The sequence below is a fragment of the Kocuria nitroreducens genome, from assembly GCF_042879195.1.
Lineage (GTDB): Bacteria > Actinomycetota > Actinomycetes > Actinomycetales > Micrococcaceae > Kocuria > Kocuria nitroreducens.
Map to the genome: position 1 here is coordinate 98,426 of NZ_JBHZTC010000001.1, position 25,906 is coordinate 124,331.

Below are 25,906 nucleotides of genomic sequence, written 5' to 3' on the forward strand. Positions count from 1 at the left end.
ATCAGTCGGGGAAGCCCTGGAGCACCCACTCGGCGGCGAGGCGGCCGGAGGCCGCCAGGGAGGCGTTCTCGGCCGCCCACGCGGCCCGCCGGCGGCGCTCCCGGTCGTTGTCCTCGGCCAGCGCCGGGTCGAGCCGGCGGTCGAGGGCAGCGATCATGGCCTCGGCCACCGCGCCGGCGTCGTGGTCGACGGCCGCGCCCAGATCGTTGTCCTGCACGAGTTCTGCGGCGACCCCGGCCCCTGCGTAGACGACCGGCGTTCCGCACGCCGCGGCGGCGTAGATCTTGGTGGGCTTGGTGAAGTCGTAGCCGATGCCCGGGAGCACCGCGCCCAGGGCTGCGACGGCGCCCCGAGTCCACTCGGCGGTCTCGGCGGCAGGACGCAGTCCCTCGAACAGCACGCTGCCGGGGGCGAGCCGCTCGGCGACCTCCTGGACCCGGTCGATGTCGGAGCCGCGGCCGAAGAAGCGCAACCGGGCGTCGGGGTGGGCCTCGAGGACGCGGGTCATGGCGCGGACGAAGACGTCGGCGCCCTGCCACTCGGACATCGACCCGGCGTAGACGAAGTAGGGGGCGCCGGGGTCGGCCACGGGTCCGTCGGGGCGGAAGACGTCGGTGTCGATGCCGTTCTCCGCCACGAGCACCTTCCCCCACGCCACGCCGGTGACGGACTGCAGCTCCCGGCCCATGGCCTCGGACACGGTGAGCACCCCCGCCGCCCGCCGGGCCGCGAGGGTCTCCATGACGCGCATGGCCCGCTTCACCGGCGCGGAGACCTCCATCTTCTCGGCGGCGGTGGTCCAGATGTCCGGGGCGTACCAGATGTAGGGCCGGCCCCGGAGCCACGAGGACACGAGCACGGCCATCCCGGTGGTGGGGGGCGGCTCGCTGACCACGAGGTCGGCCCGGGTGGCCAGCAGCCGGAAGAGGACGGGGACGTCGAAGCTGAGGTACTGGACGATCCCGCGAACGTAGTCGAACCGGTCGCGCAGGACGGGCCACCGTCGCACCGGGTAGGGCTCCGGCTCGATCACGGCCCCGGCGGGCGGGCGCGTGGTGAGGACCGTGACCTGCGCCCCCGCCTCGGCCAGGCCACGGGCCAGGGCCCGCAGCCGGAAGGACGCGGCGGCCGGCTCGGGGGCGAAGATGCGGCTGACGATGACGATGCGGCGGGGAGTCACGGGACCACCTGTTCGGAGCTGCTCGACGGGAGGGGACGGAACGGACGGAGCCGGGCACGACGTCGGCGGGCACGGGCGGTTCAACTGTACTGGTCCGGGCCGTCCGTCCTGGCCTGGCGCGCCCCGGGGCCGCCGCGGACAGGCCGGACGGGGCCGCTACCGGACGGTGCGGCTCGTCCACGCGAGCACACCCGGCCGGAAGAGCAGGACGAGCACGACGACGGCCGGCACCGCCGGCGCGAGCCCGGGCCCCCACTGCCCCGACCGGAGCAGCGGGAGGGCGAGCACCAGGAGGAAGAGCTGGACCACGAGCGCGGCCGCGCGCGGCCACCGGTAGCCGCGCCAGAGACCCCGGCCCACGTGCAGCAGCCACAGGGCGCCCCCGAGGAACACCGCCGCGAGGAAGACGGTTCCGCCCACCGTCAGGGGCTCCTCGAACAGGAGGGACCAGACCAGCCGCAGCGCGGCCCCGGCGAGCACCAGGCCCTCGAGCAGCACCACGCCGCTCAGGACCACGACCTCGCGCGGCCGGGCGTCCCGGGAGGGGGTGGGCATGGGGGCTCTCCTTCCGGCCGGGCGGCGGGCGCGGGCCCCGGCGCTCCCCGCCACCCTAGTCCCCCGGCCCCGGGTGCGGGCTGCTGTGCGGAACCCGGAGCCGCCCGCCCCCCGGCGGCCTGTGAGCAACGCCTCACCGCCGCGGGCGTGACGCGCCCCCCAAAGCTCTTGTTCACACCCCTCCGGCGTGGGAAGGTTGACGACAGTTCCTCACAAGGCCCGTGTGCATGGGCCTTTTCTCTTGTCCCGGACGCCTCCGCAGCAGCATCGTTCTGCCCTGCGCCGACGGGACCCGCCCTTGAAAGGAGCGATCGCTGACCATGGATTGGCGTAGCCGCGCAGCATGCCTGGAGAAGGATCCCGAGCTGTTCTTCCCCGTGGGCAACACCGGACCTGCTCTCCTGCAGATCGAGGAGGCCAAGGCCGTGTGCCGCAGCTGCCCGGTGATGGACACCTGTCTCCAGTGGGCCCTCGAGTCCGGCCAGGACGCGGGCGTCTGGGGCGGAATGAGCGAGGACGAGCGCCGCGCCCTCAAGCGACGCGCCGCCCGCGCCCGCCGCGCCTCCTGAGCGATCCACTCGCGCCGAGGACCGGGAACCCCACGGGGTCCCGGTCCTCACCGTTTCCCGGGCCGTCCTCGGGCTAGTCGTCGAGCCGGGCGCACACCGTCACCTCGGTGCCCCCGCCCTGCCGCGGCTCCCAGCGGATCCAGCCCCCGAGCTCGCCCGCCACGAGCGTGCGCACGATCTGCATCCCGAGTCCCTCGCCGCTGCCCGCCCTGCGGAAGGCACGGGCCCCGGACTCCTCGATGACGACGTCGCCCATTCCGGCGCCGTCGTCGCTCACCACGACCTCGAGCAGCTGACCGATGCCGTCCTCGGCCTGCACCCGGGACGCCTCCAGCGCGACCGTGCCGGTCCGCCCGGTGAGGCCGTGCTCGACCGCGTTCGTGACGAGCTCGTTGATCACCAGCGCCAGCGGGGTGGCCAGACGGGTCGGCAGCTCGCCGAACTCGCCGATCATCCGGGTGTGCACCGTCTGCTCGGGCGCGGCCACCTCCGCCGCGAGCCGGAACTGCCGGGCGATGAGCTCGTCGAAGTCCACGTTCTGCGTGAACCCCTGCGAGAGCGTCTCGTGCACCATCGCGATGGTCGCGACACGGCGCATGGCCTGCTCGAGCCCGTGCCGCGCCTCGTCCGTCGTCATCCGACGGGCCTGCAGGCGCAGCAGCGCGGAGACCGTCTGCAGATTGTTCTTGACGCGGTGGTGGATCTCCCGCACGGTCGCGTCCTTCGAGACGAGTTCCAGGTCCCGGCGGCGCAGCTCGGTGACGTCACGGCAGAGCAGCACCGCGCCGAGCCGGCCGGACCGGTCCCGCAGGGGGACGGAGCGGAAGTTGACGCTGACGCGCGTGCCCGCCACCTCGGTGCGCCACGCCGTCCGCCCGCTGAGCACGGGGGCGAGGGTCTCGTCCGTGTCCGCCCCGGGCCCCAGCACGGGAGGGACGAGGTCCATGAGCTTCTCCCCGAGCAGCTCACCGTCGATCCCCAGCCGGCGCAGCGCCGACTCCGCGTTGGGCGAGACGTACGTCACGCGGTCCTCGGCGTCGAGCCTGATCGCGCCGTCCCCGACGCGCGGCGCGCCGCGGCGCGATCCCGTCGGGGCGGAGAAGTCCGGCCACAGACCCTCGTTGGCCATCCGCAGGAGCGCGTCGGCGGCCTCGCGGTAGACGATCTCCTGCCGGGAGACCACCTGCCCCGCGGCCCGCCCGGCGTGCAGGGTCAGCAGGGCGAGCGTCCGCCCCTGGCGCACGAGCGGCACCACCTTGACCGGCCCCCGGGACCCGGCACCCTCGCCGGCCGGGCGCACCCGCTCGATCCGCCGGCCGACCCAGGCGGCCCGCAGGAAGCCGCTCAGCTCGTCGGGCAGCAGCTCGCCCACCATGTCCTTGTGGAAGACTGTGGGGCCTGTCGCGGGCCGCACGTGGGCGAGCACCCGGAACGAGCTGCCGGGGACCGGCATGCCGCGGCCGTTGCCGCTGCCCGCGGCGGGGATGTAGTCGGCCGGGAAACTGAGGATCAGATCACCGAAGGCGAGGTCGGAGATGAGCTGCCAGTCCCCCACGAGCAGGTGGAGCCACTCGTAGTCCCCGGGCCCGAAGTCGTCGGTGTCCCTGAGCGGTTCTGTGAACGCCACGTCGCCTCCGGTGGTCGCAGGTATGGACGGCCCGGACGGCGCCCCCGCGATCAGCGCCGCAGCCAGGCCCCGATCCTGCCGCCCAGCCTAGTACCGTGCACAAGCGGCTCCCCGTCCTCCGCCGGCTCTCCCGGATCGGCGAGCACCCGACCGGCCAGCGCCAGGAGCGCGGCCCGCACGGACGACCCCGCCGCGGTCTCCGCGAGGACGGCCCCTGCCAGGAGCGCCTCGTCGCAGGTCTCCGGGTCCCACGGCACGAACAGCTCGACCGCTGTGCCGGCGCCGAACCGCGCCCACGCCTCTCGGATCCCCAGTTCCGGGGAGCGTCCCGCCGCCGAGCGGCGCAGTTTGTTGACGGCGACGACGAGCCGGGCTCCGGGCGCGGCCGCGGCGACGTCCGGCAGGCCCTTGACGAGTCTCGGCACGCCGATGGTGTCGGCGGCGCCCACGGCCACCACCACGTCGGCGTGCTCCAGGACCGTGAGGGCCGCCGCGTGCCGGCGGGGGGCCATGCTGTCGACGGTGAGCTCCTCGTCGGCCTCCAGCGCGAAGCCGCAGTCCACCACCGTCGTCCCGAACTCCTGCACCGAGTGTTCGAGCACCGCCGCCACGGCGCTCGAGCGCAGCTCCGGCCAGCGGTCCTGACGGGTCAGCCCCGTGAGCACCCGGACGGTGCGCCCGGCGACGGCCACGTCGGCGGCCGTCCGCCGCAGGGCTGCGCCGTCGAGGCGCCCCTGGTCGGCGAGACGGCACGCCTGTGCCAGGCCCGCGGCCTCGTCCAGCATCCCGAGGGCCGCGGCCACCGAGGGGCCGTAGGTGTCCGCGTCGACGAGGGCCGTGTCCTGCCCGAGGAGCGCGAGCTCGGCGGCGAGGTTGACCGCGACCGTGGTCCGGCCCGGCGCCCCTGTGGGCCCCCAGACGGCCACGATCCGCCCGGTCCCCCGGCGCTCCGGTGGCTCGGCGCCGCCGGGCCCCACCCCGTCCCGCGGGTCCGCGTCGGCCGCCGGGGCCGAGGTGTCCGCGGCGACCGCCCGGTCCGCACGGCCCGCCGTGGTGACGTCGGCGTAGCCCACAGCGCTCGGGGCCCCGGCCGCGGAGGCGACGGCCTCCTCGACGAGGCGCGCGGCGTCCTCGGGCGCCGCGCGCTCCGGGACGACCACAGCACCCAGACCGGCGAGGCGGCGGTGGTCGTGGCCCTCCAGCACCAGCAGCGCCGCGCCGCCGAGCCGGATCTGCTCCAGCAGGCTCGCCGTGAGGTCCTCGGCTCCCTCCGCGACGAGGGCGGCCCGGCCCAGTCCGGCGCGCGCCGCGGCCAGCAGCTCCGTGAGGTCGAGGCAGCGTCGGACCACCGTGACGGGTCCGTGCAGCCGTTCGATCCCGTCGACGAGGGGCCACGTCGAGACCCCGAGGGCCATGACCGGGAGAACCATCACCGGCCGCCCGCGGGATTCCACACGAGCGTGACGCGGGCGTCGTTGCCGAGCGCGTCCACGAGGTCCTCCATGGGATCGTCCTCGACCAACACGTGCACCACGGTGCCGCGGCCCGCGCCGAGGGCGGTCTCCTCGGCCTGCACGCCCGCGATCTCGGCGGCGGGAAGCAGCAGACGCGCGGGCTCGTGGCCGCGGCCGGAGGGCTTCTGCGCGGCGACCCAGACGTCCACGCGGGACCCCGCCCCGGCGTCCAGGGGCAGCGGATGGTCCACGGGGACGGCGACCGGCTTGCGGTCCAGACGGTCCGCGGTGCCCAGCGCGGTCCCCGGCAGCAGCTGGCCCGCCGGGATCCGCTGGGTCGCGACCGTACCCGGTCCGGGCGCGGCGTCCGCCGGTACGTACTGGTCCGCCGCGTCCTGCAACCGGACGTCGACGGCCACGACGTCCTCCGCGGTCACGTCCTGCCCGACCTCGATGTCCCGGGCGGCCGCCAAGTAGGGGTCCGTCCGGTTCGTGGCGGTGACCACGGCGGTCACCCCGGCGACGGAGAGCAGCACGAGCAGCAGCCCGGTGAGCAGCCTCGGGTCCCGCCAGGTCGGTCTTCGGAACCGGGCCGACGGAGCGTCCGTGCCCCTGACCGTGCCGCTCATCGGCGACCGCCTCTCTCGTTGGTCGGCACGGCCGTCGGGACCGCGCTCGTCGCCCACATTCTGCCCGCGGGTGCGGTGCCCGGGAACCGGTCGGTGCACAACTGGGGACAGGATCTCCGATTCGGCCCCGGTGCCCGACCCTGCCGGGCGGTGCCGTCGACGCCTGTGGACGGGGAGCCGCTGCGCCCGTTCGGTGGCAGACTGGAACGGGAGTGCAACCACGAGCAAGGAGGCGGAGGATGGCGCAGCAGCGCTTCCTGACCTTGGCGGACGTCGCAGAGATCCTCAACATCTCGGCGACGCAGGCGAGGGCTCTCGTGCGCAGCGGGGAGCTGCCCGCCATCCAGGTGGGCGGACGCGGCCAGTGGCGCGTCGAGACCGCCAAGCTGGAGGAGTACATCGCCCGCGGGTACGAGCGAACGGCGGAGGCGGTGCGCTCGGGCGCACTCGACTGAGGCACCGGGACGGCGCCGACGACCATCTCATCCCGCTGCGAGCGAGGAGACGCAGACCAGAGCGGGGAACGGCACGGCGCGCAGCGCGGTCACGCTGCTCCGCCTGCGGTAGTCGTCGTCGGGATGCAGGGCCAGATCGAAGAAGTCGGCGCCCACCTGGTCGACCGTCCCGTCGAGCTCGCCCAGCGGCCCTCCCCCGGCGAGCCGGATCCGCACTCCGGCCCTGGCGCGGGCCAGGGCGCGCAGCGCGTGTCCCAGGCCGAGCTTCAGGGCGACCGGGTCGTCACCGGGCACCCACCCCCGGCCGAGGGACTCCCACCACAGGACGGCCCCCAGGGGGACCAGGTGCTCGATGCCCCGGTCCTCGAGGGCGACCCAGCCTGCGCCCACCGTGCGCACCCGGCCCTCGACCGGCACGGACCCCGCCAGCAGGCCCCGGACGGGTTCACCCTGCCGGAGGCGCAGCCGGTCCGCCAGGCGCACCCGCGAGTACTCCGCACGGGCCTGCTCCGCGGCCTCCTCCTCCACACCCTGCTGGTGGGCGGAGGCCAACTGCGCCTCCAGGTCCGCGAACAGCTGCTCCCAGCGCACTGCAAGGCCTCCCCTTCCGGCTCCCGGGCCGTCCGGTCGCGCAGGGCCTCAACGTAGGCGTCCGGCTCATGGCCGTCAAGGAAGGTCATGTCCACCGCCGGGAGCGGAGTCCTTTACAACGGCCGTGCGGCGGTGCTAAGACTGCCCAAAGGAATCAAACGACATCAAAAACTATCAAACGACATCACATTTCACGGATGAGGAGGAGACATGACCGGCACCTCGGAATCCTCGCGCCTCGCCGCCGCTCCGCTGTGGTCGGTGCTCCTGGTCCCCGCCCTGGGTGCGGCCACCGGGGCCTGCGGCGCCGCCCTGGCCGGCGCTGGCGGCGGCGGCCTCGCCGGGAGCTCGGGCACCGGGGCGCTGATCGGACTGGTGGCGGCCGCGACCGGCTGCGCCGTGGTGGTGGTCTGGGTCCTCGCCGCCGTCCTCGCGATGCTCGCGGTGCTGGCCCGTCACCACCGCCGGGAGCGCCTGGCGCGGATCTGCGGTCGGTGCTCTCCCGCCCTGCTGCGCCGCGCGGCGGCCACGGCCCTGGGCCTGCAGCTTCTCGCGGCCCCGGGGGCGGTCGCCGACGACACGCCCTCCCCGTTCTGGGGCGCCGGGGCGTCCGCCCAGGAGGCTGCGACCTCGGCCCCGGACGCGCCTCCTCCCGCTCCGGGGGCGCCGGACCCGGCGCCCGAGCCGGCCTCCGGCCCCGGGTCCGGGTCCGACCTCGGACCCGGTCCGGACGGGGTACTCGCTCCTGCACCCCACGCGGCGACGGAGCCGTGCCTCCAACGGACCGGGTCGTCGACGGCGGAGCGCACGGTGGACGGCGCCGTAACGGTCGTGCGCGGGGACACCCTGTGGTCCCTGGCCGCCGCCCACCTGGGGCCGGAGGCCTCCGACGAGCAGGTCGCCCGCGCGTGGCCCGGCTGGTACGAGCTGAACCGGCACGTGCTCGCGGACGGGCCGCATCAGCTTCTGCCGGGCCAGCGGCTGCAGGCGCCCGAGCTCCGAGGCCTCTGACCCGCCCCCGTCCCGGCTCCGAAGCACCCGATCCGCGACCCACCGCAGCACCCTTCCCAGGAGGCCCGTCATGAACGCACCCGCCGCCGGTCCCGACCCGGTTGCCCGTCCGCTCGCGCCCGAGCGCGGACGCCCGGCAGCAGGTCCCCCGGTCCGCCGTGGGCGGCCGGCCCCGCCCACGGCCCCGGGCGGCTACACGTGGGGCGCCACGCGCGTGCTGAGCCACGACGCCGAGGACGAGCTGGGCCGGGTCACGGCGCTGGCCCGGTCCATCGGCCAGGCGGCCGTGGAGGTGCTGGGCGGCAGCCGTCCGGCGGCGCAGCTGAGCCGCTGGACCACGCCGGAGGTCGTGGAGCGCTTCCAGCAGCGCGCCGACATGCTCCGGCTGCTGCAGGAGCAGTTCGAGGGCAAGGCCGCACTGCAGGAGCTGCACCGCAATCCGCACGTGCGCAGGTGCCGGGTCTGCCGGGTGGACCGCGGGGTCTACGAGGTGGCCCTGGTGGTGGTCGAACCTCGGCGCAACCGGGCCGTGGCCATGCGCGTGGAGCGCCTGGGCCGGGGCTGGAGCGTCACGCAGCTCGAGGTCGGCTGAGCAGCCCGCCGTCGACCCGTCCGGGCGGGCTCAGCCCTCGGAGGAGTCGGCGGTGCCGGCCCGGGCGCGGGCCCGGCGCCCGGACCGGTTGGGAGTGGCCTCGGCGACGTCCGCCTCGTCCGCCCCGCGAGCCGCCGCAGTGGGCTCCGTGCGGGTCTGCGTGCCGCCGGTCTCCGCGGGTGCGGTGTACTGGAGGAAGCTGGGCTGACGCGGGATCTGCAGGTCGACGGGTCCGCCGTCGGCGCCCACGCGCTGGCGGCGGATCTCCATCCGGTACAGGGTCGAGACGGTCTCCTCGCGGATCGCGCCCATCATCTCCTGGAACATCGCGTAGCCCTCGCGCTGGTACTCCACGAGCGGATCGCGCTGGGCCATGGCGCGCAGGCCGATGCCCTCCTTGAGGTAGTCCATCTCGTACAGGTGCTCGGGCCACTTGCGCCCGATGACCGACAGCAGCACGCGCCGCTCCAGGTTGCGCATGGCCTCCGCGCCGACCTCCTCCTCCCGCTGGTCGTAGACGAGACGGGCATCGGAGAGGATCTGCTCGCGCAGGAACTCCGCCGTGAGCCGCGTGCGCCCCCCGGCCTCCTCCACGACCTCGTCGACCGACAGGGTCACGGGGTAGATGGTGCGCAGGGCCTCCCACAGGCCGTCCAGGTCCCAGTCCTCGGGGTGGCCGACCGCCGTGCGGTCCACGACCGTGGAGGTGACGACCTCGTCGACGAACTGGGCGATCTGCCCCTGGAGGTCGTCGCCCTCGAGGACCCGGCGGCGGTCGCGGTAGACCGCCTCGCGCTGGCGATTGAGGACGTCGTCGTACTTGAGGACGTTCTTGCGCTGCTCGGCGTTGCGCCCCTCGACCTGGCTCTGTGCCGAGGCGATGGCGCGGGAGACGATCTTGTGCTCGAGAGCGGTGTCGTCCGGCGCCCCCGCCATGAGCCGCTGGGCGGCACCGGCGTTGAACAGCCGCATGAGGTCGTCCGCGAGGGAGAGGTAGAACCGGGACTCGCCCGGATCCCCCTGACGCCCGGAGCGTCCGCGCAGCTGGTTGTCGATGCGCCGCGACTCGTGGCGCTCGGTGCCCAGGACGTAAAGACCGCCGACGGAGACCACCTCCTGGTGCTCGGCGCGGGTCTCCTCCTCGCAGGCGGCCACCACGTCCGGCCACAGGCGCTCGTACTCCTCCGCGTCCCGCTGCGGGTCCAGACCCTTCTCCCGCATCCGGTCCACGGCGTTGAACTCGGCGTTGCCGCCGAGCATGATGTCGGTGCCGCGGCCGGCCATGTTGGTGGCCACGGTCACCGCTCCCTTGCGGCCGGCCTGCGCGACGATCGCTGCCTCCCGGGCGTGGTTCTTCGCGTTGAGCACCTCGTGGCGGACGCCGCGCTGGGCGAGCAGCTTCGAGAGGTACTCGCTCTTCTCGACCGACACGGTGCCCACGAGGACCGGCTGGCCCTCCGCGTGCCGCTCCTCGATGTCCTTGACCACCGCGGCGAACTTCGCGACCTCGTTCTTGTAGACCAGGTCGGAGCGGTCGATGCGGACGAGGGGACGGTGGGTCTCGATGGACACGACGCCCAGCCCGTAGGTGTTCATGAACTCGGCGGCCTCGGTCTCGGCGGTGCCGGTCATGCCCGAGAGCTTGTCGTAGAGGCGGAAGTAGTTCTGCAGGGTGACCGTGGCGAGGGTCTGGTTCTCCGCCTTGATCTCGACGCCCTCCTTCGCCTCGATGGCCTGGTGCATGCCCTCGTTGTAGCGGCGGCCGGCGAGGATGCGTCCGGTGTGCTCGTCGACGATCATGACCTCGCCCTTGAGCACCACGTAGTCCTTGTTGGCGCGGAAGAGCTCCTTGGCCTTGATGGCGTTGTTGAGGAACCCGATGAGCGGCGTGTTCTGGGCCTCGTAGAGGTTGTCGATGCCGAGCCAGTCCTCGACCTTCTCGATCCCGGACTCGAGCACGCCGACGGTGCGCTTCTTCTCGTCCACCTCGTAGTCCGTGCCCGCGTCGAGCCGCTGGACGAGGCGGCCGAACTCGGTGTACCAGCGGTTGGCCTCGCCGGAGGCGGGCCCGGAGATGATGAGCGGGGTGCGGGCCTCGTCGATCAGGATGGAGTCCACCTCGTCGACGATCGCGAAGCTGTGGCCCCGTTGCACGAGCTCGTCGGGGCTCCACGCCATGTTGTCGCGGAGGTAGTCGAAGCCGAACTCGTTGTTCGTGCCGTACGTGATGTCGGCGACGTACTGCCGGCGCCGGGACGCCGGGTCCTGGTTGGCCAGCACCACGCCGGTCTCCATGCCCAGGAAACGGTAGACGCGCCCCATGAGGTTGGCCTGGTACTCGGCCAGGTAGTCGTTCACGGTGACGACGTGGACGCCCTGGCCGGAGAGGGCGTTGAGGTAGGCGGGGGCCGTGGCGACGAGGGTCTTGCCCTCGCCGGTCTTCATTTCGGCGATGTTCCCGAGGTGCAGGGCGGCGCCGCCCATCAGCTGGACGTCGTAGTGGCGCTGGCCCAGGGTGCGGGACGCGGCCTCCCGGACCACGGCGAAGGCCTCGGGCAGCAGCCGGTCCAGGGACTCGCCGTCGGCGACACGGGCGCGGAACGCGTCCGTCTCGGCTCGGAGCTCCGCGTCGCTGAGCTCCCGGAAGCCGTCCTCGAGGCTGTTGATGGCGGTCGTGTAGGACCGCAGCCTCGTCAGGACCTTCTTGTCTCCGGTCCTGAGGACTTTCTCCAGGAATGACGCCACGTGCACACGCTCCTCGTGTTCGACTGCCGTGCTGGGACTGATGGGGGGTATCCGGCACCTTCTCCAGTCTACGGGAGCCGGTGCCGGTCTCCGGGCGCGGAGGAGCCCGGTGGCCGCAACCACCGGGCTCTTCCGGGGCGGGGCCCGGCCGGCACCCAGCCGGACGGACCCGTGGTCGCGGGGGTGCGGTCAGGAGGCGGGCTCGGTCTGGTACGCCCGGACGCTCTCCTCGGACTCCTCGCCGTTCTCGCTGAGGCTGATGACGCCGTAGCTCCAGCCCTTGCGACGGTAGACGGCGGAGGGCTCGCCGGTCTCCCGGTCGACGAACAGGTAGAAGTCGTGGCCGACGAGCTCCATGTGGTCGACGGCCTCGTCGACGCTCAGCTCGGAGGCCGGGAACCGCTTGCGCCGGATCTCGACGGGGGTGACCGCGTCGGTGAGACTCACGCTCTGGTCGAAGGCCTCCTGCTCGGCGGTTGCCAGCTCCGCGGCGGTCGTGTAGATGGGTCCGGAACTCGGGACCACGGGCAGGGTGCCGGTGGCCTCGTGAACGGCCGTGGGACGGTGGGCGCCGCGGTGCACCTTGCGGCGGTCGCGCGCCCGGCGCAGGCGTTCGAGGAGCTTGCTGTAGGCCTCGTCGAAGGCGGCGAACTTGTCGTCGCCGCGGGCCTCGGCCCGCAGGACGGGGCCGCGGCCGGAGACCGTGATCTCCACGCCCATGCCCTGGTGGCCGGGCAGTGCGTGGTCCTTGGTGACCTTGACATCAATGCGCTGGACCTTCTCGCCCAGCTCTTCGAACTTGACGACCTTCTCGGCGGCGTACTCCTTGAACCGCTCCGGTACGGCGACGTTGCGTCCCATGACGTTCAGTTCCATGATGCCCTCCAAATCTCGGGGGTGACGTGGGCGGACGGGGCCGCCCACCCGGGAGGATTGTTGCGTCCCGTGACTCAACGTTAGTTGAATCACACGGGATGTACACCAGGCCCCCGCCGGGCCGGTCCTGAATCAGCGGTGAGCGGAACCACCGGAGGGCGCACGGCGGCGAGCACCACGGCACCGGCCACCTCCGCCCCACCTGCCCGCAGGGCGCGGGCCGCCTCCGCGAGGGTCGCGCCGGTGGTCAGCACGTCGTCGACGACGACGCACCGGGCGCCGGGGGCCGCGGTGCACCGCAGGGACCCGGAGGGCCGGGCCCGCCGTCCCGCGGCGCCCAGTCGCTTCTGCGCCGGCCCGGTCAGCAGGGTCCCGGTCGCGCGGTGCCGCAGCCCACGGCTCACGACCGTGCCGGCGGGGAGCACGCCGCGGCGCGCGCAGTCCTCCAGCAGCAGGCGCACGGGGTCGAACCAGCGGCGCCGCAGTGCCGCGGGACTGGTCGGCACCGGGACGAGCAGCACGGGTCCGGGCGGCCAGTCCGGCGCGGCCGCGTGCAGGGCCGTGGCCAGGCAGGCGGCGAGCACGGGGACCAGGTCGGTGCGCCCGGTGCCCTTGAGCGCGAGCAGGCACGTGGCGAGTCCGTGGGCGTAGCGCCCGGCGGCGACGACCGGCAGCGGCGGGTCCAGCAGCGGCGCGGCCGAGGACGCCTCGAAGGGACGGGCGCAGGACCGGCGCAGCACCAGGCGGCAGGCACGGCACAGGGCTGCACCCGGGGCACGGCACACGGCGCACTCCACGGGGAGGAGGACCTCCGCGGCCTCGGCCAGACGGCCGAGGGCGCGTGCGGCCGTCCGGTCGAGCGCGCGGGCGGTGGACGGGGTCGCGGACATGGGCCCATCCTGGCCCGTGCCCGCAGGCCCGGACGGGCGCCGCTTTCGGTCCGGACTGCCGGGGCTGTGGACCGTGGCCGGGTCCGGCGGGTCGTCAGCCGGCGAACGCCGTGTCCAGCACGTCCTCGCTCTGCGGCGCCCAGGCGTTGCCGGTGAGCATGTGCAGGGTGCCGCCGGCCACGGCGTAGACGGAGGACGGGCCGTTGCCCCCGCTGAGCCCGGTGAGGCCCTCGATGCCGGGCAGCTCGCGGAATCGGCCGGACACGTCGTAGACGCGGGGCCGGACGGAGTCGGTGCCGCCGAGCGGGGCCGCGACGAACTCCCGGTCGCTGAGCCACAGGGCCGCGTCCACGTCGACGTCCGCGGCCACCCGGAACGGCTCGTTGAGCCGGCGCGGCGTCCCGTCGGGCTCGCGCACCACGCCGGCCAGCCAGATCTGGGCGACCCCGTCGTCCTCGGTGACGACGAGCGCGCGCGTGCCCCCGCGCGAGATCCGCAGGGAGGTCACGGTCCGCGCCGCCAGCCACGAGGCCTCGACGCGCACCGGGTCTCCGGCGCCCGGGCCGGTGCCCACGGCCCGGGCGGTCCCGGCGGAGTCCCCGGTCCACACCCAACCGTGCTCGTCGAAGCTCGGGCGGGTCAGGCCGGTCCCGCTGAAGCGCTCCACGGGCGGCTCGTCCCGTGCCACGGTCACCAGCGAGCCCGTGCTCGTGTCTACGAACGCGAAGTGCTCGGCGGCGGCGTCCATCGCGGGACTGGACGGGTGGTGGTCGTCCAGCGGCGGGATCCCGTCCACGCTCTCCGTCTGGCCGCCCTGGTAGAACACGAGCTCGCCGTCGCGCAGCCCCACCTGACGGGACGGGACGGTGACGTCCTGCACCGGTGCGGTGTCCGTCCACCCCGCGCCCAGCTCCACGGGTGCCCCCTCGACGAGCAGCTCCACGTCGTGCACCGCCGTGAGGGACCTGAGGCTCAGCGAGAGCTGGTCGTGCATCCGGCGGTTGATCTCGATGTTCGCGGGGTCGAAATCGGGCACGCTCAGCTCCACCGTGGCGATGCCGTCCCGCACGGGCACCGCCGAGCGCGCGAGCGTGGTCCCCGCCGGGAACGCCGAGGTCACGGCTCCCCGGAGGTAGGGCGCGGGGCCGCCGAGCAGGGCCCGCACGATCGACGTCGAGACGGGCATCCGGTCCGGGAACCACCGGGGGTCGACCACCACGTTGGACAGGTCCTCGTCCGCGAAGTAGAGGTGGTGGGGCTCGAAGATGTCCTCGAAGTCGGCCGGGGTGAGCGCTGTCGCGTCGGGGGCGTCGGAGATCCGCCACTGTCCGTCCACCTGGACCACGTCGAAGTCGAGCACCTCGGTGGCGCCGGCCGGCTTGCGCTCGATCACGCCGGTGCCGTCCACCACGCTGTCCACCTCGAGGTTCACCCGGTACTCGTTGTCCTCGAGCCGTGGCACGGGCGCGGCGTCGCCGCGGTGCACGAGAGTGCGCGCGTCGGGGTGCCAGGTGCCCGCCAGCTCCGGGGTGAGGTACTCCCGGGCCACGGAGTAGTCGTCGGCCACACCCGTCCCCGCCGCGAGGAAGCCCCGCACGATCTGCTCGGGGGTCGCCCCCTCGCGGGGGCCGGCCGGCGCGACGTCGTAGCTGGGCTGGACCGCCGACCGGGTCGGCTCGGCGTGCCGGTGCACGGGCCCCGTCCGGGGAATGGCGCCGCAGCCGCCGATGGCCACGGCCGCGGCCAGCACGAGTGCGGCCGTGCGGGTCAGCCGCCGGATGCCGCTCATGACCCGTCCTCCTCGACGTCGGTCGGCTGCGCCCCCGCGGCCGGGGGCGCCAGAGCCAGGGTCCCCGTCCTCGTCACCACCGCCGTCTCCGGGTACGCATCGGCGTCGGGCGGCAGGCCGAGCGGGCTCTCGTCGTCGGGCAGGAGCCGCCGTCCGCGGGTCCGGGGCAGGGTGAGTCGGAAGCAGGCGCCCTCCCCCGGGGCGCCCCAGACGTCGAGCCTGCCCCCGTGCAGCCGCGTGTCCTCGGTGGCGATCGCGAGGCCGAGCCCCGTTCCGCCGGTCGTGCGGGCCCGGGCCGGGTCCGCACGCCAGAAGCGGTTGAAGACCTTGGCAGCCTCCTCCTCGGTCATCCCGATGCCGTGGTCGCGCACGGCCACGGCCGCGGCCACGTCGGAGGCCCCGACGACGACGTCGATGGGGCCGCCCTCACCGTGCTCGAGGGCGTTGACCACGAGGTTGCGCAGGATCCGCTCGATCCGTCGCTGGTCCCCCTGGACGGTGCACCGGGACAGCTCCGAGCGCACCCGCACCGTGGAGCCGGAGGAGACGGCGAGCGGGGCGGCGGCCTCCACGACGTCGTGCACGACCGAGAACAGCTCCACGCTGGCCACCTCGAGCCGAGCCGCGCCCGCGTCGAAGCGGGAGATCTCCAGCAGGTCGGCCAGCAGGGAGTCGAAGCGGTCCACCTGGTGGTAGAGCAGCTCGGCGGAGCGCCGGTTCACGGGGTCGAAGTCCTCGCGGGCGTTGAAGAGCACCTCGGCCGCCATCCGCACCGTGGTCAGCGGGGTGCGCAACTCGTGGGAGACGTCCGAGACGAAGGTCTGCTGCATCGAGGAGAGCTGTTCGAGCTGGGTGATCTGCTCCTGCAGGCTGTCCGCCATGCGGTTGAACGACCGGGCGAGACGGGCGACCTCGTGCGAGCCGCTGACGGGCATCCGCACGCCCAGGTCGCCGTCCGCGAGCTGCTCGGCCACGCGGGCGGTGCTGGACACGGGGCGGACGACCTCGCGGGTGACGTACCAGACGATCGCGCCCACGAGCAGGAGCAGGACGACGACCGACAGGAGCAGCACCGCGTGCATCGCGTCGAGAGTGCGCTGCGGCTCGGAGAAGTCGTAGACGAGGTAGAGCCCGTAGCGGCTGTTCTGGTAGAGGTCCACCACGGTGCCGACGACGATGACGGGGGCCTCCTCCCCGTTCTCCGTCATCCGGACCGAGGCGGGCTGCCAGAACACGCCGTCCTGCTCCGCGAGCCGCTCCTGCAGCTCCGGCGGCACCGTGCTCGAGGTCATCCAGGGGCTCTGGCTCTGCGCCGGGATGAGAGTCTGCCCGCTCGTGAAATCCATCGGGAGCAGGATCCAGCGCTCCGTCTCCGCGCCGTCGACCGAGAGCGAGCCGAGGGTCGAGGCCACGAGCGCCTGCAGCTCGTCGCGGTCGGAGGCGTCCGAGGCGTCGAAGCTGGCCTGCACCTGCTCGAAGTCCGCGGTGGCCGAGGCGAGGACCTGGTCCAGCCGTTCGTTGAAGAGCCGGTCCGCGATCTGGTGCGACAGGAAGCTGCCGGTGACGAAGAAGGCCAGCGCGGTGAGGGACAGGGACACGGCGATGGCCCGGAACTGCAGCGACTGCCGCCACCGGCGGGCCAGCAGGAGCCGCCCCAGTCGCAGCCGTCGGGTCGCGGCCCCGGCCGGACCGCGACGCCGGGGGGAGGCGGCGGCGTCCGGCGGGGTCATCGGACGGACGTGCCCGCCTTGTAGCCGACGCCGCGCACGGTGACCACGATCTCCGGGCTCTCGGGGTCCCGCTCGATCTTGGAGCGCAACCGCTGCACGTGGACGTTGACGAGCCGCGTGTCCGCGGCGTGCTGATACCCCCACACGTCGCGGAGCAGCATCTCCCGCGAGAACACCTGGTGCGGTGCGCGCGCCAGGGCGGTGAGCAGGTCGAACTCCAGAGGGGTGAGGCCGATTTCGTGGTCCCCGCGGTGCACGCTGTGCCCGCTCACGTCGATGGTCAGGTCGCCGATCCGCAGCTCCTGCGAGTTGGCGCGCTCGACGGGGCGCAACCGGGCCTTGACCCGGGCCACGAGCTCGGCGGGCTTGAACGGCTTGGGCACGTAGTCGTCGGCCCCGGCCTCCAGCCCACGGACCACGTCGACGGTGTCCGACTTGGCCGTGAGCATGACGACCGGCACGTCGGAGATCGTGCGGATCTCGCGGCAGACCTGGATGCCGTCCTTGCCCGGGAGCATCAGGTCGAGCAGCAGCAGGTCCGGGCGCACGGCCCGGAAGGTGTCCACGGCGGTGGCACCGTCGTAGCAGAAGACGGGCTCGAAGCCCTCCGCGGTCAGGACGATCCCGATCATCTCCGACAGGGCGGCGTCGTCGTCGACGACCAGTATTCGCGCGTTCATCGCCTCTCCGGTGGTGTGGGGCGGACCCGCCGGGGCGGGCACCGCCGTGGCCCGGGGCGTCCGGGGCGTCGTGGTGGACCGGGGTCCACCTGCATTGTGGCCGATTGCGGCCCGCCCCGCACCTCGGCGCGGAGTGTGTCTGTCCACCCAGTGGGACGGGCTCAGGCCTCGGCGGCGGTCCGGGCCAGCGCGGAGGCGGTCTCGGTGACCCGCGCGAGCACGTCGCGCAGCTCGGCGGGGCCCAGGGCGTCGAGCTCCTCGCGCGGTGTGATCCGGACCCGGTCGAGGGCTGCGGCCGGCAGACCGAGGTCCCGCCAGACGGACCACACGCCCGCGGCGAGGGCACGGGCGTGTCCACGGGGCACGGGGACGACGCCGAGCCAGAGCTCGGTGCCCTCCTCCACCAGCGCGGCGAGGGGTTCCCAGGCGCGGGCGGAGCCCTCGGGCGCCGTCAGCTGCACGGCGTCGGCACCCGCCTCCGCGGCCAGCCGGGGGTCGACCCCGGGCGGCAGCCGCAGGGCGACGGCGGCGGCACCGGCCTCCCGGCAGGCCTCGACCACGGTGCGCAGGGACGTCCGGACCTCCGCCACGGGCACCGCCCGCAGGGTCCGGTAGCCGCTCATCGTGGGCAGGCTGCCCGCGAGCACGCGCTCCAGGTCCGTCTCGTCCAGCTGGACGAGGACGTCACGGCCGGCCGCCGCGGCACGCACGGCCCGCACGTGCGCGGTGACGCCGGAGGCCAGGGAGTCCCGGAGGTCACGGCGGGCCCCGTGGTCCTTGAGGGCGCGCTCCCCGGCGTGCAGGTGCAGCCGGGCTGCGAGGGTGAGGGGACCGAGCAGCTGCGTCTTGACCGGGGCGTCGTCGGGCCCGCTCTCGGCGCCGATCACGTCGGCGAGCACGTTGACGTCACCGGCCAGCAGGGTCCGGGCGGCCCGGGAGTCCTTGCCGGGCACCCCCGAGACGCGCAGTCCGTGGGGCTGACGGTCCGCGTGGAGCTCGTCGAGCACCGCGGCGGTGCGCGCCACCGCATCGGCGGCCGGCCCGCGGGCGGGCAGGGAGGGCAGGAACGAGATGTGCGGGTCGCCGAGCTCGCCGCGCAGCAGGGTGACCGCCTCGACGACGTCGGTGCCGGGCATCGCGCCGAGGGCCGTGCCCAGGACGCGCGGGACGTCGGGGTCGGTGCGGCGAGGATCGGGAGCGCGCGTCACGACTCGTCGGGGTCCTGCCGCCGGTGGTCCTCGGAGATGGCCACGTGGTGGCGGATGACCTCGCTGATGATGAAGTTCAGGAACTTCTCCGCGAACTCGGGGTCGAGCTGGGCGGAGGCGGCGAGCGCGCGCAGCCGGCCGATCTGGGCCGACTCGCGGTCCGGGTCCCCGGCGGGCAGGCCGTGGGCGGCCTTGAGGACGCCGACGCGCTGGGTGGCCTTGAACCGTTCGGCGAGCAGGTGCACCAGGGCCGCGTCGATGTTGTCGATGGTGCCGCGGATGGACCGCAGCTCGGCGAGCACCCCCGGCTCCGCCTCGCCCTGCAGCGAGGACGCCGACGGGTCGAAGTCGTGGTGGGCCCGGACGTCGGCGGAGGCGTGGGGGTGCGGTGCGCTCATGCCCGCCAGTCTATCGGCCGCCGCCGTGCTCGCCCGCGCCACCGGTGAGGTCGGGGCGGGCCAGCGAGTGCGCACGGTCGACGGTGGCCTGCCCGAGCACCCGGGTGCTCTGGTAGAGCACGACGGACTGTCCGGGGGCGACGCCGCGCATCGGCTCCTCGAGCCGGACCACCAGTTCGGGCTCCGGGGCGCCGCCGGCTCCCTCGACGAGCTCGAGGTGCGCCCGCGCGGGGACGGGGTCCCCGTGCGCGCGGACCTGGGCCATGACCGGGAACGACGACGAGGCCGCCCCGGCCGTGGCACCGTGCCGCAGCAGCGGCGCCGCCTCGGGCACGGGCACCCCCGCCCACGAGGGGCGGATCCCGCGCAGCTCGTCGACGGCGAGCATCGCCTCCGGGCCGACGACGACCTCGTTGGTTCTCGGCCGGATCTCGAGCACGAAGCGCGGCTTGCCGTCGGGGGCGGGGGTGCCGATCCGCAGGCCCTTGCGCTGGCCGACGGTGAACGCGTTCGCCCCGGGGTGGGTGCCCACGACGTTGCCCTCGACGTCGCGGATCGCACCCTCGGCCATCTCGATGCGCTCCGCGAGCCAGCCCCGGGTGTCGCCGTCGGGGATGAAGCAGATGTCGTGGGAGTCGGGCTTCTGCGCCACGGACAGTCCGCGGCGGGCGGCCTCGGCCCGCACCTCCGCCTTGGAGGGGGTCTCCGCCAGCGGGAGCAGCACGTGCTCGAGCTGCTCGGCCGTGAGCACCCCCAGCACGTAGGACTGGTCCTTCGCCCAGTCGGCGGCCCGGTGCAGCTGCCGGCGGCCCTCGGAGTCCTCGACGACCTTGGCGTAGTGGCCGGTGCACACGGCGTCGAAGCCCAGGGCGAGGGCCTTCTCGAGCAGGGCGGCGAACTTGATCTTCTCGTTGCACCGCAGGCACGGGTTGGGGGTGCGCCCCGCGGCGTACTCGGCGACGAAGTCGTCCACGACGTCGGCCTGGAAGCGCTCGGAGAAGTCCCACACGTAGTAGGGGATGCCGAGCACGTCCGCGGCTCGCCACGCGTCCCGCGAGTCCTCGATCGTGCAGCAGCCGCGGGAGCCGGTGCGCAGGGTGCCGGGGGTCCGGGAGAGCGCGAGGTGGACGCCCGTGACGTCGTGGCCGGCGTCGACGGCGCGGGCCGCCGCCACGGCCGAGTCGACGCCGCCGCTCATGGCTGCCAGTACTCGCACGGTGAGATCGTCTCCAGGGGTCGCAGGTGGGTGGGATCGGGTCGTCCGTGTCTTCAACGGGGTGCACCGGGTCGCTATTCCCGGTGCGGGGCTCGCCCCGTCAGTGCGGCGCGGCACCGGACAGCCCGGCGCGCAGGGCCCGTCCGTGGACCTCGGGCAGCGCGGCGAGCAGGGCGTCGACGTCGGCCTCGGTGCTCGTGCGGCCCAGGCTGAAGCGCTGGGCGCCGCGGGCCGTGGCCTCGTCCAGGCCCATGGCCAGCAGCACGGAGGACGCACGGGGCACCCCGGCGTGGCAGGCCGATCCGGTCGAGGAGGCGATCCCGGCGCCGTCGAGCAGGAACAGCAGGGAGTCCCCCTCGCACCCGGGGAAGGTGAAGTGGGCGTTGCCGGGCAGCCGGGCGCCCGTGTGCTCCCGGTCCTCCGGCCCGCGCAGAACGGCGTCCGGCACGATCCGGCGCACGCCCTCCACCAGCCGGTCGCGCAGCCCGGCGAGCCGCTGCGCCTCGGCCTCCCGCTCCGTGGCGGCCTCCCGTGCCGCCACGCCGAAACCGGCCAGCGCGGCGGCGTCCAGGGTCCCGGAGCGGACCCGGCGTTCCTGCCCGCCGCCGTGCTGGACGGGGGCGAGCTCGACCGTGCGCCCGGCCACCAAGGCTCCCGCCCCCACGGGCCCGCCGACCTTGTGCGCCGAGACGGCCATAGTGGTCAGTCCGGGCAGGCGCGCGTCGACGGGCAGGGCGCCGAAGGCCTGCACGGCGTCGCAGTGGAAGGGGACGCCGAACTCCTCCGCGAGCGCGGCGAGCTCCGCCACGGGCTGGACGGTGCCCACCTCGTTGTTCGCCCACATCACCGTGAGCAGCGCGACGGACCCGGTATCCCGGGCCAGCTCCGCCCGGACCGCGTCCGGCTCCACCCGGCCCTCGGCGTCGACGGGCAGCCAGACGGCCTCGGCGCCCTCGTGGGCGGCCAGCCACTCGACGGTGTCGGCCACCGCGGCGTGCTCCACGGCGGAGACGAGGACCCGCCGGCGGCGGGGGTCCTGGTCACGCCGGTGCCGGTACAGTCCCTGGACGGCCAGGTTGTCGGCCTCGGTGCCCCCGGACGTGAAGACCACCTCGACGGGCTCCGCGCCCAGCGCCGCCGCCACGTCGTCGCGGGCCTGCTCGACGACGGCGCGCGCCGCGCGGCCGGGCCGGTGCAGGGAGGACGGGTTGCCGCCGCGCGCCAGCTGCTCGGCGAGCGCGGCGAGCGCGGAGGGCCGGAGGGGCGCGGTGGCGGCATGGTCGAGGTAGACGGGACGGTGCGGCACGCCCGACAGTCTAGATCCCCGGACCGGGTGCCCGCCGGGCGTCCGTAGACTGGCGGCATGCTCCGCATCCTCTTCCACACCCCCGAGATCCCGGGCAACACCGGCAACGCCATCCGTCTCGCCGCGGTCACCGGGGCCGAGCTGCACCTCGTGGAGCCGCTGGGCTTTGACTTCGGCTCCGCGCACCTGCGCCGGGCCGGCCTCGACTACCACGACCTCGCCGTGCTGACCGTGCACCCGGACCTGGAGTCGGCGTGGGCCGCCCTCGCCCCGGAGCGGGTCTTCGCCTTCACCACGGACGGGGAGCTCGCGCACACGGACGTGGCCTACCGCCCCGGGGACGTCCTGCTCTTCGGCCGGGAGTCCGTGGGGCTGCCTCCCGAGGTCAAGGCGGACCCGCACGTCACCGCGCGGGTCCGCATCCCCATGCTGCCGGCCCGCCGATCGTTGAACCTCGCGAACTCGGCGTCGATCGCCGTCTACGAGGCCTGGCGGCAGCTGGGCTTCGCGGGCGCAGGGGGCTAGCGCCGGAGAGCGGGCCCGTCGCCCGGCCGCTCACCGCCCCCTGCTCACCGCTGCTCGTCGGCGTCGCCGACCGTCACCTCCACGGTGCGCTCCTCGCCGTTCCGCACGACCGTCATCGTCCCCGTGCCTCCGGCGGGCAGTTCGCGCACGGCCGCCGTCAGCGAGCTCGCGTCCTGGATGCGGTGGCCGTTGAACTCCGTGATGACGTCGCCCTCCTCCAGCTCCGCGTCGTCGGCCGGCGAGCCGGGCACGACCTCCTCCACCGCGGCGCCGTCGGAGAAGGCCCGGCTCCGGCCGTCCGCGCCCGGAGCGGCGCTCACGCTCGTGCCGAGGTAGCCGTGCGTGGCCCGGCCGTTGTCGATGATCTCCTCGGCCACCCGCTTCGCGGTGTCGACCGGGATCGAGAAGCCCACGCCGATGTTGCCGGCCTCCGTGGTGGAGCCGGCCGAGGCGATGGCCACGTTGATCCCGATCACCTCGCCGTCCGTGTCGATCAGCGGGCCGCCCGAGTTGCCGGGGTTGATGGCGGCATCGGTCTGGATCACGTTGAGGAACACCGAGGACGAGGAGCCCTGGGAGCGGCCGCCGGAGCCGCCGTCCTCGTCGGGGAAGTTGAAGAAGAAGTCGTTGCCGTTGCCCCGCTCGTCGCTCTCGCCCTCCGACGGCGTGCTCGGCGCGGCGGAGGAGGCCACTGTGATGGTGCGGTTGAGGGTGGAGACGATCCCGTCGGTCACCGTGCCCGCGAGGCCCAGCGGCGCACCGATGGCGATCGCCGTGTCGCCCACGTTCACGTCGTCCAGGGAGCCGAGGGTGGCCGGGGTCAGCCCCTGGGCGTCGACCTTCAGCACCGCGAGGTCGGACAGCGGGTCGGTGCCGACCACCTCGGCCGGGAGCACCCTGCCGTCGTCGAGCTGCACCTCGAGGGAGGGGCTGCTCGTGGTGCCGTCGAGGGTCACCACGTGCGTGTTGGTGAGGATGTGGCCCTCGTCGTCGATGATCACCCCCGAGCCGGAGCCGTTCTGGCCGCCGCCGGACGCGGAGATCGTCACCACGGACGGGGACGCCTTCACGGCCGCCGCGGTGACCGCGTTCACCTCGTCCTGGTCGTTGACGATGACCGAGCTGGACGCCGCTCCGCCCGCCGCCGGTGCCACGCCGCCGCCGTCCAGCAGGGCGTCCGTCCCCACGGCCGCCCCCGCCCCGACCAGTGCGGCCAGGACCATGCCCGTCAGGAGAGAGCCCCCCGAGAAGCGCCGCCGCTCCCTGCGGCCTCCGGTGCCGCTTCTCCAGGCGTGCTGGGCGGCGGGGTCCCCGCCGCCCAGCCACGCACCCGGGTAGGGGCTCGGGTGCTGATCGCCGCCCTGCCGCGCCCCGTAGACGGGGCGCGCGTCCTGCTGGGCGCCGGACGCCCACGGGTCGTGGGCCGGGCGGCCGTCGACGGACGGGAGGGGCTGCGTGAGCTGCGGATCGGCGCCGTAACCGGGGTCGCGGGGTTCGGACATGGGGGTCTCCTCCTGGGAACGGACGGGCCCGGCACACTCCCGTGCGGGCGGGGCGGCGCGGGCGGCTCTGCCCCAAGTATCCACTTCAGCACTGAGACGACGCTGAGAGTCCTGGCCGCACTCAGGGTGCTGCCCGGACGGCGGCGGTGGATCCCCCGACAGCCCACCGGCAGGTCATCAGCCGCCTTGCGATTTCGCCCTGCGCGTAGGTCCGGTGCCGATGGCCACGCCGTGGTGCCCCCGTCCTAGAATCGGGAGCACCGACCACGTGAGGGAGATCATGCACTGGCGCCCCATTGCCCGCCGGACCGCCGCCGGTTGCGGCCTGACGCTCGCCCTGTTCGTACCCGCGGGAGCGGCCGTCGCCCAGCCGCCCGTCGACGTGCCCCCGGGTGAGCGGATCGTGGACGAGGCCGGCGTCCTGGACGACCCCTCGGCGCTGGCCACGGACGTCCGAGAGCTCGCCACCCAGGAGGGCATCACTCTCACCGCGGTCTTCGTCGACTCCTTCACCGATCCGTCGGATCCCGACGCGTGGCTGCAGGAGTTCGCCGCGCTCAACGGTCTCGGCAGCTCGGACGCGGTGCTGGTCGTCGCCACGGAGGACCGGCAGCAGCGCTTCTCCGCCTACTCCACCGGGCCCCTCAGCACCCAGCAGCAGGAGCGCATCAACCGGCAGTACATCACGCCGGCGCTCGCGGCCGGCGACTGGGACGGCGCGGTCGCGGGCGCGGTCGAGGGCATCGAGACCGAGCTCTCCGGCGCCCCCGTCGGGACCCAGGACAGCGCCGACGGGGGCGGCGCGGGGTTCGGTGTGCTCGGTCTCGGGGCGCTCGGTCTGGGCGGGCTCGCGGTCTACGGCATGGCCTCCCGCAACAAGAAGCGCCGGCAGCAGGGGCCCGCCCCGCACGGCGGGCCCGGCGGCCGCGGCGCTCCGCAGCGTCCCGGCGGCCCCTACCAGGACGTCCCGGTGCCGGAGCTGCGCAAGCGGGCCGGGGAGCTGCTCGTGTCCACCGACAACGCCATCCAGCACTCCGAGCAGGAGCTCGCCTTCGCGCAGCTGCAGTACGGGGACGAGCAGGTCGAGCCGTTCCGCCGCGCCATCCAGGACGCCAAGAAGCACATGCAGGCCTCCTTCGCCCTCCAGCAGCAGCTCGAGGACCACATCCCCGACACCGAGCAGCAGCAGCGGGCCTGGCTCGGCGAGATCATCGCCCGGTCCCAGGACGCCCAGCGCCCGCTCCAGCAGCACCAGGAGGCCTTCAGCTCGCTGCGCCGGCTGGAGTCCCGGGCTCCGGAGGCCCTCGAGGACGTCCGGCGCCAGGCCGAGGCCGTGCGCCCCCGCTTCGCCACGGCCGACCACCGGCTGCGGGAGCTGACCGCCCACTACAACGCGACCGCGCTCGCCCCCGTCAAGGACAACATCGACCAGGCCCGGGACCGACTCGACTTCGTGGACACCGCTGTGGAGGAGGCCCGCACCGACCTCGCCGCCGAGCGCACGAGCGACGCCGTGCTCGACATCCGTGCCGCCGAGGAGGGCGTGGGGCAGGCCGGGGGCCTGCTCGACGCCGTGGAACACGCGGCCACCGAGCTCGCCCACGCCGAGGAGTCCCTCAAGGACGCCGTGACCATCGCCCAGCGGGACGTCGCCGAGGCCGACGCCCTCGTCCGGCGCGGCTCCAACCCGGAGCTCGAGGGCGCGGTCGCCGGCGTCAGTGCCGTGCTGCGCACCGTCGAGGAGCAGATGGGCGCGGGCCGGATCGATCCGCTCGGCCTGAGCCGGCGCCTGGCCGTGGCCAAGGACGAGCTCGACAAGGGGCTCGCCTCGGTGCGCTCCCAGAACGAACGGGACCGCTCCGCGCGGGAGACCCTCGCCCACACCCTCGTCTCCGCGCAGGCCCAGCTGAGCTCGGCGAGCGAGTACATCTGGGCCCGCCGCGGCGGTGTCGGCCCCGAGGCGCGCACGCGCCTCGCGGAGGCCGAGCGCTACCTCGAGGCCGCCCAGCAGGCCCGGAAGTCGGACCCCTCCGAGGCGCTGACCTACGCCAACGAGGCCGTCCGCCTCGCCGGTGAGGCCCAGTACATCGCGCAGCAGGACGTCGACTCCTTCTCCTACGGCGGCTTCGGAGCGCCCGTGGGAATGGGCGGCCACCGGGGCCGCTCCAACAGCGGTCTGGGCGGCGCGATGCTCGGCGGCATCCTCCTCGGCTCGATCCTCAACAGCGGCGGAGGCTTCGGCGGCGGCGGAGGCGGCTTCGGCGGCAGCTTCGGCGGAGGGTTCGGCGGCGGAGGCTTCGGCGGCGGCATCGGGGGCAGCTTCTGAGCCCGGTCGCCGGGCGCCCGCCGCCGCCGGACGGCCCCCGGCCACCCACCGC

General features: G+C 74.4%; 23 protein-coding genes. 6 read left to right on the plus strand and 17 right to left on the minus strand.

Annotation, left to right across the window (positions count from 1 at the left end; all coding sequences use genetic code 11):
- Nucleotide 1: 1 nt before the first annotated feature.
- Together ACFYE1_RS00470 and ACFYE1_RS00475 are read right to left on the minus strand one after the other, a co-directional pair.
- Nucleotides 2-1,180, minus strand: coding sequence for a glycosyltransferase family 4 protein (locus ACFYE1_RS00470; RefSeq protein ID WP_387738799.1), 1,179 nt, complete (start codon nt 1,178-1,180; stop codon nt 2-4).
- 156 nt (nt 1,181-1,336) lie between these two features.
- Nucleotides 1,337-1,735 carry a hypothetical protein gene (locus ACFYE1_RS00475; RefSeq protein ID WP_387738801.1) on the minus strand — a complete coding sequence of 133 codons (399 nt, stop codon included), beginning with the start codon at nt 1,733-1,735 and terminating at the stop codon, nt 1,337-1,339.
- Nucleotides 1,736-2,055: 320 nt separating this feature from the next.
- On the opposite strand from ACFYE1_RS00475, the gene ACFYE1_RS00480 reads away from it, so the two are divergent.
- Nucleotides 2,056-2,304, plus strand: coding sequence for a WhiB family transcriptional regulator (locus tag ACFYE1_RS00480; protein ID WP_017833636.1), 249 nt, complete (start codon nt 2,056-2,058; stop codon nt 2,302-2,304).
- A gap of 73 nt (nt 2,305-2,377) precedes the next feature.
- On the opposite strand, the gene ACFYE1_RS00485 is transcribed toward ACFYE1_RS00480, so the two are convergent.
- From ACFYE1_RS00485 to ACFYE1_RS00495, 3 genes are read right to left on the minus strand one after another with little or no spacing between them, the layout of a single operon-like run.
- The gene (locus tag ACFYE1_RS00485) at nt 2,378-3,931 is read right to left on the minus strand and encodes a sensor histidine kinase (RefSeq protein WP_387738803.1); all 1,554 of its coding nucleotides are present in this window, start codon (nt 3,929-3,931) and stop codon (nt 2,378-2,380) included.
- A 50-nt stretch (nt 3,932-3,981) separates the two neighbouring features.
- A complete protein-coding gene (locus ACFYE1_RS00490) occupies nt 3,982-5,346 on the minus strand; it encodes an AAA family ATPase (protein WP_387738805.1) in 1,365 nt (454 codons plus the stop codon).
- A 14-nt stretch (nt 5,347-5,360) separates the two neighbouring features.
- A complete protein-coding gene (locus tag ACFYE1_RS00495) occupies nt 5,361-6,014 on the minus strand; it encodes an SAF domain-containing protein (RefSeq protein ID WP_387738807.1) in 654 nt (217 codons plus the stop codon).
- Between the two features lie 239 nt (nt 6,015-6,253).
- Between ACFYE1_RS00495 and ACFYE1_RS00500 the strand changes: the two genes are divergently transcribed.
- Nucleotides 6,254-6,469, plus strand: coding sequence for a helix-turn-helix domain-containing protein (locus ACFYE1_RS00500; RefSeq protein WP_017833632.1), 216 nt, complete (start codon nt 6,254-6,256; stop codon nt 6,467-6,469).
- 27 nt (nt 6,470-6,496) lie between these two features.
- Here ACFYE1_RS00500 and ACFYE1_RS00505 read toward each other — a convergent pair whose 3' ends face one another.
- Entirely contained in the window at nt 6,497-7,060 is a 564-nt protein-coding gene (locus ACFYE1_RS00505) for a hypothetical protein (RefSeq protein ID WP_387738809.1), read from the minus strand.
- Between the two features lie 210 nt (nt 7,061-7,270).
- Here ACFYE1_RS00505 and ACFYE1_RS00510 point away from each other — a divergent pair, with 210 nt between their 5' ends.
- Both ACFYE1_RS00510 and ACFYE1_RS00515 read left to right on the plus strand, forming a co-directional pair.
- Nucleotides 7,271-8,071: a LysM peptidoglycan-binding domain-containing protein gene (locus ACFYE1_RS00510; RefSeq protein ID WP_387738811.1), complete on the plus strand. Its 801-nt coding sequence runs from the start codon at nt 7,271-7,273 to the stop codon at nt 8,069-8,071.
- A gap of 70 nt (nt 8,072-8,141) precedes the next feature.
- Entirely contained in the window at nt 8,142-8,663 is a 522-nt protein-coding gene (locus ACFYE1_RS00515; RefSeq protein ID WP_387738813.1) for an Rv3235 family protein, read from the plus strand.
- Between the two features lie 30 nt (nt 8,664-8,693).
- Here the strand turns inward: ACFYE1_RS00515 and secA are convergent, their stop codons facing one another.
- From secA to ACFYE1_RS00565, 10 genes are all read right to left on the minus strand, one after another.
- Nucleotides 8,694-11,408, minus strand: a complete 2,715-nt coding sequence (secA, locus tag ACFYE1_RS00520; protein ID WP_387738815.1) for a preprotein translocase subunit SecA — start codon at nt 11,406-11,408, stop codon at nt 8,694-8,696.
- Between the two features lie 189 nt (nt 11,409-11,597).
- Nucleotides 11,598-12,284: a ribosome hibernation-promoting factor, HPF/YfiA family gene (gene hpf / locus ACFYE1_RS00525; protein ID WP_387738817.1), complete on the minus strand. Its 687-nt coding sequence runs from the start codon at nt 12,282-12,284 to the stop codon at nt 11,598-11,600.
- An 89-nt stretch (nt 12,285-12,373) separates the two neighbouring features.
- The gene (locus ACFYE1_RS00530; RefSeq protein ID WP_387738819.1) at nt 12,374-13,174 is read right to left on the minus strand and encodes a ComF family protein; all 801 of its coding nucleotides are present in this window, start codon (nt 13,172-13,174) and stop codon (nt 12,374-12,376) included.
- Nucleotides 13,175-13,268: 94 nt separating this feature from the next.
- Entirely contained in the window at nt 13,269-14,963 is a 1,695-nt protein-coding gene (locus ACFYE1_RS00535) for an LpqB family beta-propeller domain-containing protein (protein WP_387738821.1), read from the minus strand.
- The gene (gene mtrB / locus ACFYE1_RS00540; RefSeq protein ID WP_387738823.1) at nt 14,960-16,693 is read right to left on the minus strand and encodes an MtrAB system histidine kinase MtrB; all 1,734 of its coding nucleotides are present in this window, start codon (nt 16,691-16,693) and stop codon (nt 14,960-14,962) included. Before mtrB ends, ACFYE1_RS00535 begins: the two co-directional genes overlap by 4 nt.
- Complete coding sequence (gene mtrA / locus ACFYE1_RS00545) at nt 16,690-17,373, minus strand: MtrAB system response regulator MtrA (RefSeq protein ID WP_380214666.1); 684 nt, start codon at nt 17,371-17,373, stop codon at nt 16,690-16,692. Before mtrA ends, mtrB begins: the two co-directional genes overlap by 4 nt.
- A gap of 161 nt (nt 17,374-17,534) precedes the next feature.
- Nucleotides 17,535-18,581: a hypothetical protein gene (locus tag ACFYE1_RS00550; protein WP_387738827.1), complete on the minus strand. Its 1,047-nt coding sequence runs from the start codon at nt 18,579-18,581 to the stop codon at nt 17,535-17,537.
- A complete protein-coding gene (locus ACFYE1_RS00555; protein ID WP_387738830.1) occupies nt 18,578-18,979 on the minus strand; it encodes a chorismate mutase in 402 nt (133 codons plus the stop codon). The genes ACFYE1_RS00550 and ACFYE1_RS00555 overlap by 4 nt, the downstream gene beginning before the upstream one ends.
- A gap of 10 nt (nt 18,980-18,989) precedes the next feature.
- Nucleotides 18,990-20,195: a tRNA 2-thiouridine(34) synthase MnmA gene (mnmA, locus tag ACFYE1_RS00560; protein WP_387738832.1), complete on the minus strand. Its 1,206-nt coding sequence runs from the start codon at nt 20,193-20,195 to the stop codon at nt 18,990-18,992.
- A gap of 100 nt (nt 20,196-20,295) precedes the next feature.
- Nucleotides 20,296-21,501: a cysteine desulfurase family protein gene (locus ACFYE1_RS00565; protein ID WP_387738834.1), complete on the minus strand. Its 1,206-nt coding sequence runs from the start codon at nt 21,499-21,501 to the stop codon at nt 20,296-20,298.
- Between the two features lie 57 nt (nt 21,502-21,558).
- Here ACFYE1_RS00565 and ACFYE1_RS00570 point away from each other — a divergent pair, with 57 nt between their 5' ends.
- Complete coding sequence (locus tag ACFYE1_RS00570; RefSeq protein ID WP_387738836.1) at nt 21,559-22,026, plus strand: tRNA (cytidine(34)-2'-O)-methyltransferase; 468 nt, start codon at nt 21,559-21,561, stop codon at nt 22,024-22,026.
- Nucleotides 22,027-22,070: 44 nt separating this feature from the next.
- Here ACFYE1_RS00570 and ACFYE1_RS00575 read toward each other — a convergent pair whose 3' ends face one another.
- On the minus strand, nt 22,071-23,528 hold the full coding sequence (locus ACFYE1_RS00575; protein ID WP_387738838.1) for a S1C family serine protease: 1,458 nt from the start codon (nt 23,526-23,528) through the stop codon (nt 22,071-22,073).
- A 280-nt stretch (nt 23,529-23,808) separates the two neighbouring features.
- On the opposite strand from ACFYE1_RS00575, the gene ACFYE1_RS00580 reads away from it, so the two are divergent.
- On the plus strand, nt 23,809-25,854 hold the full coding sequence (locus tag ACFYE1_RS00580) for a TPM domain-containing protein (protein WP_387738840.1): 2,046 nt from the start codon (nt 23,809-23,811) through the stop codon (nt 25,852-25,854).
- Nucleotides 25,855-25,906 lie beyond the last annotated feature (52 nt).

Bases quoted from the DNA above. Each gene is read 5' to 3' on its own strand.
- ACFYE1_RS00515 (WP_387738813.1), top strand. From the start codon at position 8,142: ATGAACGCACCCGCCGCCGGTCCCGACCCGGTTGCCCGTCCGCTCGCG.
- ACFYE1_RS00475 (WP_387738801.1), bottom strand. From the start codon at position 1,735: ATGCCCACCCCCTCCCGGGACGCCCGGCCGCGCGAGGTCGTGGTCCTG.
- ACFYE1_RS00510 (WP_387738811.1), top strand. From the start codon at position 7,271: ATGACCGGCACCTCGGAATCCTCGCGCCTCGCCGCCGCTCCGCTGTGG.
- ACFYE1_RS00490 (WP_387738805.1), bottom strand. From the start codon at position 5,346: ATGGCCCTCGGGGTCTCGACGTGGCCCCTCGTCGACGGGATCGAACGG.
- ACFYE1_RS00530 (WP_387738819.1), bottom strand. From the start codon at position 13,174: ATGTCCGCGACCCCGTCCACCGCCCGCGCGCTCGACCGGACGGCCGCA.
- mtrB (WP_387738823.1), bottom strand. From the start codon at position 16,693: ATGACCCCGCCGGACGCCGCCGCCTCCCCCCGGCGTCGCGGTCCGGCC.
- ACFYE1_RS00535 (WP_387738821.1), bottom strand. From the start codon at position 14,963: ATGAGCGGCATCCGGCGGCTGACCCGCACGGCCGCACTCGTGCTGGCC.
- ACFYE1_RS00570 (WP_387738836.1), top strand. From the start codon at position 21,559: ATGCTCCGCATCCTCTTCCACACCCCCGAGATCCCGGGCAACACCGGC.
- mtrA (WP_380214666.1), bottom strand. From the start codon at position 17,373: ATGAACGCGCGAATACTGGTCGTCGACGACGACGCCGCCCTGTCGGAG.
- ACFYE1_RS00575 (WP_387738838.1), bottom strand. From the start codon at position 23,528: ATGTCCGAACCCCGCGACCCCGGTTACGGCGCCGATCCGCAGCTCACG.
- ACFYE1_RS00480 (WP_017833636.1), top strand. From the start codon at position 2,056: ATGGATTGGCGTAGCCGCGCAGCATGCCTGGAGAAGGATCCCGAGCTG.
- ACFYE1_RS00555 (WP_387738830.1), bottom strand. From the start codon at position 18,979: ATGAGCGCACCGCACCCCCACGCCTCCGCCGACGTCCGGGCCCACCAC.
- hpf (WP_387738817.1), bottom strand. From the start codon at position 12,284: ATGGAACTGAACGTCATGGGACGCAACGTCGCCGTACCGGAGCGGTTC.
- ACFYE1_RS00580 (WP_387738840.1), top strand. From the start codon at position 23,809: ATGCACTGGCGCCCCATTGCCCGCCGGACCGCCGCCGGTTGCGGCCTG.
- ACFYE1_RS00500 (WP_017833632.1), top strand. From the start codon at position 6,254: ATGGCGCAGCAGCGCTTCCTGACCTTGGCGGACGTCGCAGAGATCCTC.
- ACFYE1_RS00495 (WP_387738807.1), bottom strand. From the start codon at position 6,014: ATGAGCGGCACGGTCAGGGGCACGGACGCTCCGTCGGCCCGGTTCCGA.